Source organism: Candidatus Cloacimonadota bacterium, from assembly GCA_011372345.1.
Lineage (GTDB): Bacteria > Cloacimonadota > Cloacimonadia > Cloacimonadales > TCS61 > DRTC01.
The window spans coordinates 1-5,680 of the sequence record DRTC01000417.1 but is presented as its reverse complement, the minus strand read 5'-3'; the positions used below and the strand labels follow the sequence as shown (position 1 = coordinate 5,680).

Below are 5,680 nucleotides of genomic sequence, written 5' to 3'. Positions count from 1 at the left end.
TATTAAAATTCAGGAATAAGATCGGGAACGAGATAAATCTTACGGAGCTACCTGAGCTGTTTTCACGCCAAAACTATCGGTTATAAACACATAACTGCTCTGGAAGAATTTGAATCATGTCCATAACTTAAATTTTTCTTAGAATTTTTATTTAAACAAGATTATTTTTTTGATCGGTGAATGTTCAAGATTCAATCTATAAAAGTAAATTCCAATTCCAACTGGTCGATTATTTTCATTACTACCATCCCAAACAATTTGGTTAACTGGTTGATTAGTTTTCTGGTTAATATGAAAAGTTTTGATTTTTTGTCCTTTAATATTGTAAATTATTATCTTTGTGGTCTCTTTATTCTCTGCGGTTATAAAAGAAATAGTCGTTTTCGATTTGAAGGGATTTGGATAATTTGATAATGTAATTTCTTTATTCACTGTTAAAATTTTATCGATAGTTGTTTCACCACAAGTAATTTCAAATAAATCTGTTGGAATTCCAATTGTTGTTCCATCTTCAAAAATAATTGTTTCAAAACAATTATAAATGGTATCAGTTTCGCTATTATATATTTTAAAAGAAATTGCTTCTTCATTAATATTTCCCACAATAGTAAAATACCAAAATCCGTCACATTCAGGAGTAGGTGGTTGCCAGATTGCCACGGAACGGCAATCTTCTTCTTCACCAGGACCAAATGCTCCAACCATGTTATTATCCGAATCATCAAAAAGTTCATTGTTAAAAGTGATTTGAGCCATTACAACCATCGAATATTGAGTGCCGGTAATAGGTTGCCAATTTGGCGGATCTGAGAAAAGAACTGAGCAAATCAGAACAATTATAATAATAGGTATTACTCTATTTTCTGTCATTATTCATCCTGTTAACTCATCCTAACCTCTCCTTTAAGGAGAAGGAAAATTTCCTATCCTTTCAGGAGAGGATTAAGGTTTTAAAAACACTCCGAAAAAGCTTCTTCGGGTGTTACAAAAAATCAGGTAAATCTTATTTGATTAATAAGCATTTCTTAATTTGGGAACGATCTCCGAAAGAAAATTTATAAAAATAAATCCCGGAACTAAATTTATCTGCTTTCCATTCCACGATATAATTATCAGCATCCTGAAATGTATTCACAAGTGTTTCCACTAGTTGCCCTTTGATATTATAAATCAAAAGAGTGACATGACCGGATCTGGGTAATGAATAACTAATTTGGGTAGAAGGATTAAATGGATTCGGATAATTCTGGCTCAATTGTAGTATCTGAGGAATTGAAGAAGATGGAATATTAGTTATAATTTCAATCGGTTCTTGAGAATTTCCAATAATAATGTCTCTTTCATAACTGATTGTTTCTTCACTATTTACTATAATTCCGGTTTGTTTATGATAAGTTCTGAAGTGTAGGTTATTTGTTTCCTCATTTCCAACGACAGTGAAGTACCAGAATTTACTCAAATATTTTCCAATCGAATGACAGAAATTTTTTTCATCAAAAATTCCAACAGTATATTCTTCAGAAGATACGATAGTGTTATTTTTATTAAAGAGTTTAGCCATCACAATCATATTTGATTCAGTTCCTGAGAGAAGTTCCCAATTCGCTTGGTTTATCGGTATTTCCGGATCAGAGGGAGAAGATCGATAAGCATTTGTATTTGCCGGATATGTTAATACATCTTCAGCATTCATCTTAATGAGATAATTTACTCCAGGATTCATTTGAGTTAAATCACCAACCCATATTCCATTATCATTAACAGCGGATTGTGTTTGAGTTTTAATCGAATGAATATTACTCTGAATACTTATAATCGCTTCTTCCAAACATAAAGAATGCTGAGGAATATAAGCAACCCAGTTCCAATCTGTGGTAAGATCTATTGGAGTTAAAATCGGATTTAGTTTTGTACCGCTGAATATAAAGTCATTGTAAGCATTCCACATTTGTACTTTGAAACCATCTCCAATGATTAAATTATCCAGGTCACCAATCCAACCTTCAATATATGTTGAGGATTGTGTTTGATTCTTAATCTGGTAAATATCCGGAACAAAGGTTAAATCGGCAAACACGGTTTCTACAGAATTATCTGCTGGCTCCAAATTGAATGAAATCCAGTTCCAATCTTCAATCAGATCAAAATTTAGGTCATGAGAAGGAGAAGGAGCAAAGATATCGATATCATCTTCTGTACAATTAACAAAAGTTAAAGTTTCAGGACAAGTATAAATCGAATCCGTGGTAGTATCATAAACCTTAAAACTGATATTTTCCGTTCCCGTGTTGTCATTACTAACAATTGTGCAATACCAATACCCGTCGAGAGACCAGTAATGATAATCTGTACACCAATGAGGATGATTACCTGTTTGCCAGTATGCAATTCCACGGCAATCAGAGTCTCCTTCCGGACCAAAAGCTGCTAACTGATTGCTGTTTGATCCATCAATAAATGCACCATCAAGAGTAGATGTTATGTAAGCGATCATTGTATATTGAGTTCCTGGAATTACTTCCCAGTTTATAAGAGTTATATCAACATAAGTCGTATCATCTGGAAAAACTTCTACTGATTCAAATGTTAAGGTTGCATAGTGGTCTAAGGAAGCTGTTAAATCGTAGGTTCCATTATCTATAGTAATGAAATAATCACCATTTGCATCAGGATAATCAGTGATTGTATCCGCAGTAACTGCCACATCTTCTACATTTCCGGCACCTTCTTTTATGGTAACTTTACCAGCAATATAGCCATCATAATGAATTAGCAGCAAAAGGAAATCAACATCTGTAGTCTGTTGACCGGGTTGAACTATAACATTTGTCACAGTTGAATCCAGATAGCCGGCCCGAGTTGCTACAACATCGAATGTTCCTGCAATGATTTCCAAATTATATTCATAATGGTCAATATCCGGACCTACATAAACCGCATAAGGATATGTTGTTTCTCCTCCAGCTGAAATAACAACTGATGTAACATCACCTAAACCTTCCAGAGCAACGGTTCCATTGATCGAACCAGGTAGGATTTCACTAAGTTGTAAATCTACTCCAGTAGTAACCTGTCCGGCGATAACAATCACATTTGTCACGGGATCACCTGAATACCCATTCAGAGTAGCGGTTACAGTGTATGTGTTGGGAGATACATTTATAAAGTATTCACCATTTACCTCCGGAGAAGTAGTTATAGTATCCGTTGTTGAGATTGCAGAAACAACGACGTTTTCCATATTACCTGAACCTCCGATAAGTGTAACAGTTCCCCGAATTCCGGATTGTGGGAAATAATATGCTCCCATATCATTTCTTGTTCCATCCGGATCATTATATTGAACATCAGGATTTCCTGTGTCGATACATAATGATTTCGTGAAATCTGGATATGGAAAGTTCTCCCATGTTATCGAATAATCATTATTTTCCGGATCGCTAAATAACGGATCAGTATTAACACAACCTGTTCCGAAATAACTTTGATCTGTTCCGTCTTTAATGTCGGAATAGGTAGCGTTTAAGTTAGCATCCGGATGTACATAAATTTCTTCTGTAGGATTATCCCAGATTATACAATTCAAAAGAGTAATATCTGCACCATAAAGAGTAGCAATTCCGCTTCCATTTTGAAATGCTTCATTATCAGAGATTGTTACATTTTCTAAAGCAATAACAGAATTCCCGAAACTACAAATTCCTCCTCCACTCCACTGTGTTTCATTTTCGAAAATAGCCACTTTTCTTAAGAATGGGTTTGCATTGAAGCACATGATTCCACCACCCTCATGAATGGCAGTATTCTCGTAAATATCTACTGAAGTCAGCCGAGGGTCGGAATCATATATATAAATTCCACCACCGTATCCATTTGCTTCATTACCTGATATGATAGAATTCTCAATGATAATATCAGAATTATTCAGGTAAATAGCACCACCTGAACTGGCATCACCAGTAGCAATACCATTTTGTAGCGAGCAATAAACAATTTTTGAACTGTCCTGACCATTTGTGTTGGTATCAAAAAATCTGAGACCATGCCAACCGGTTGCCGGGACCTGAGCTGTGAATGTGATAAGATTATCAGCAGTTCCTTCTGCCAATAATCTACCATTTATAATAAATTTGTAATATCCTGAGAATTCAATATCAACATTAGGTTCGATCATAAGCAGGTCTGCAGCTTGTATTGTTATCTCCCCATCAATAATATATGGACTTCCAGTCGCATTCCAAGTTCCACTCACATTCCCTTCCGGAATATGTGTTTGGGCAAAAACCAATAGGGTTGATAGTAAAAGTAAAACGATTAGTATCACTTTCATAATAACCTCCAAATTTTTTTATTTTTTCTAAGGTAAAACCTGAATAATTTTTAATCCTTCATTATCTGCTACAAAAGCATAACTACCCGAAAAATGAACGGAAACAGGTTGAGTCGTTAAAGCTACTGTTCCTAAAATATAAGGAGCTGAATGATCCGATATATCAATTACATGAAAACCGTTTTCTTTATCTGTTAGGTAAATATAAATATCATCAGCAAAAATACTTGAAGCAAATCCCTCTACATTAAGATTAGAAACAAGAAAAGGGGAATTCACATCGGAAATATCAATAATTTCTAAACCATTTTCACCATTTGCTAAATATGCATAATTACCATTTACAAAAATTCCTTGAGCAAGACCTCCCAGGGGTAAAGTTGAAACAATCGAAGGATTAAAAGGATCAAATACATCTAAAATAACTAATCCGCCATTTAGACCATTTGCAATAAAAGCGTATGAATTTTTGATATATATATTGCGAGCATCTCCATTTATGGATATATTGGAAATACTGTGTGGAGGTCCTGAACAAATAATTGTTGAAAGACCGCCATCTCCATCTGCTATAAAGGAATAATCCCCATAAACAAAGATATCTTTTGGAATGCCATTTGTTTCACAACTACCAATAATATAAATCACATCCGGAAGGGGTTGGGTTGGGTCGTTAATAAAGGGGCTTACATCAATTAGATAAAACATTCCGGGATCATTTATAGCACCATGAGAAGAAACATAACAAACTTCATCTCTAATAAAAACTGAGGAGGTTCTGTCAGGCAGTCCACCTTGATTATAAGTGTTTATAACAGGATTGCTTGGATTCACACAATTGACTATCGATAACCCGCTATATTTATCAGATAGAAAAGCATACCAATTATAAAAAAACACTTCGGTTGCTTCACCAGGTGTATTGGTTGAACTAATTATATCAAGCCTGATATTAATTTGTTCTTCATTACTATAATTTGAATACAATCCATTTTGATAGGATCTTACCCGATAAGAAAATGTTCCACAGGGATATTCAATATCATCAATATATGTTGTAATGCTACTATCAACCTCAGCATAATTCAGTTCCCAATCTAATCCTCCGATTTTTTTATCAATAGAAAATCCATCCTCAATTTCACCGAAACATTCCCAAATAAGCCTAATTTTAGTCTCATCAGGTTTTGATAGGACTAAATTAGTCGGAGCAGAGATTATATTATAAAATTCTTCTGATTCCGCATAATCGGATTTTGCTTCACCCAGATATGCATAAACACGATATTTGAGAATATTGTTTTCCGCATCCTGATCATACCAGACAGTCATGTTCGTATCTACTATTCC

General features: G+C 34.6%; 2 protein-coding genes and 1 pseudogene. All 3 read right to left on the bottom strand.

Annotation, left to right across the window (positions count from 1 at the left end):
- Window positions 1-147: 147 nt before the first annotated feature.
- Window positions 148-870, bottom strand: coding sequence for a T9SS type A sorting domain-containing protein (locus ENL20_08150; protein HHE38529.1), 723 nt, complete (start codon window positions 868-870; stop codon window positions 148-150).
- 3,244 nt (window positions 871-4,114) lie between these two features.
- Window positions 4,115-4,330, bottom strand: a pseudogene (locus ENL20_08145) (hypothetical protein).
- 27 nt (window positions 4,331-4,357) lie between these two features.
- Window positions 4,358-5,680 (bottom strand): hypothetical protein (locus ENL20_08140; GenBank protein HHE38528.1); only part of this gene is annotated, 1,323 nt, incomplete at its 5' end.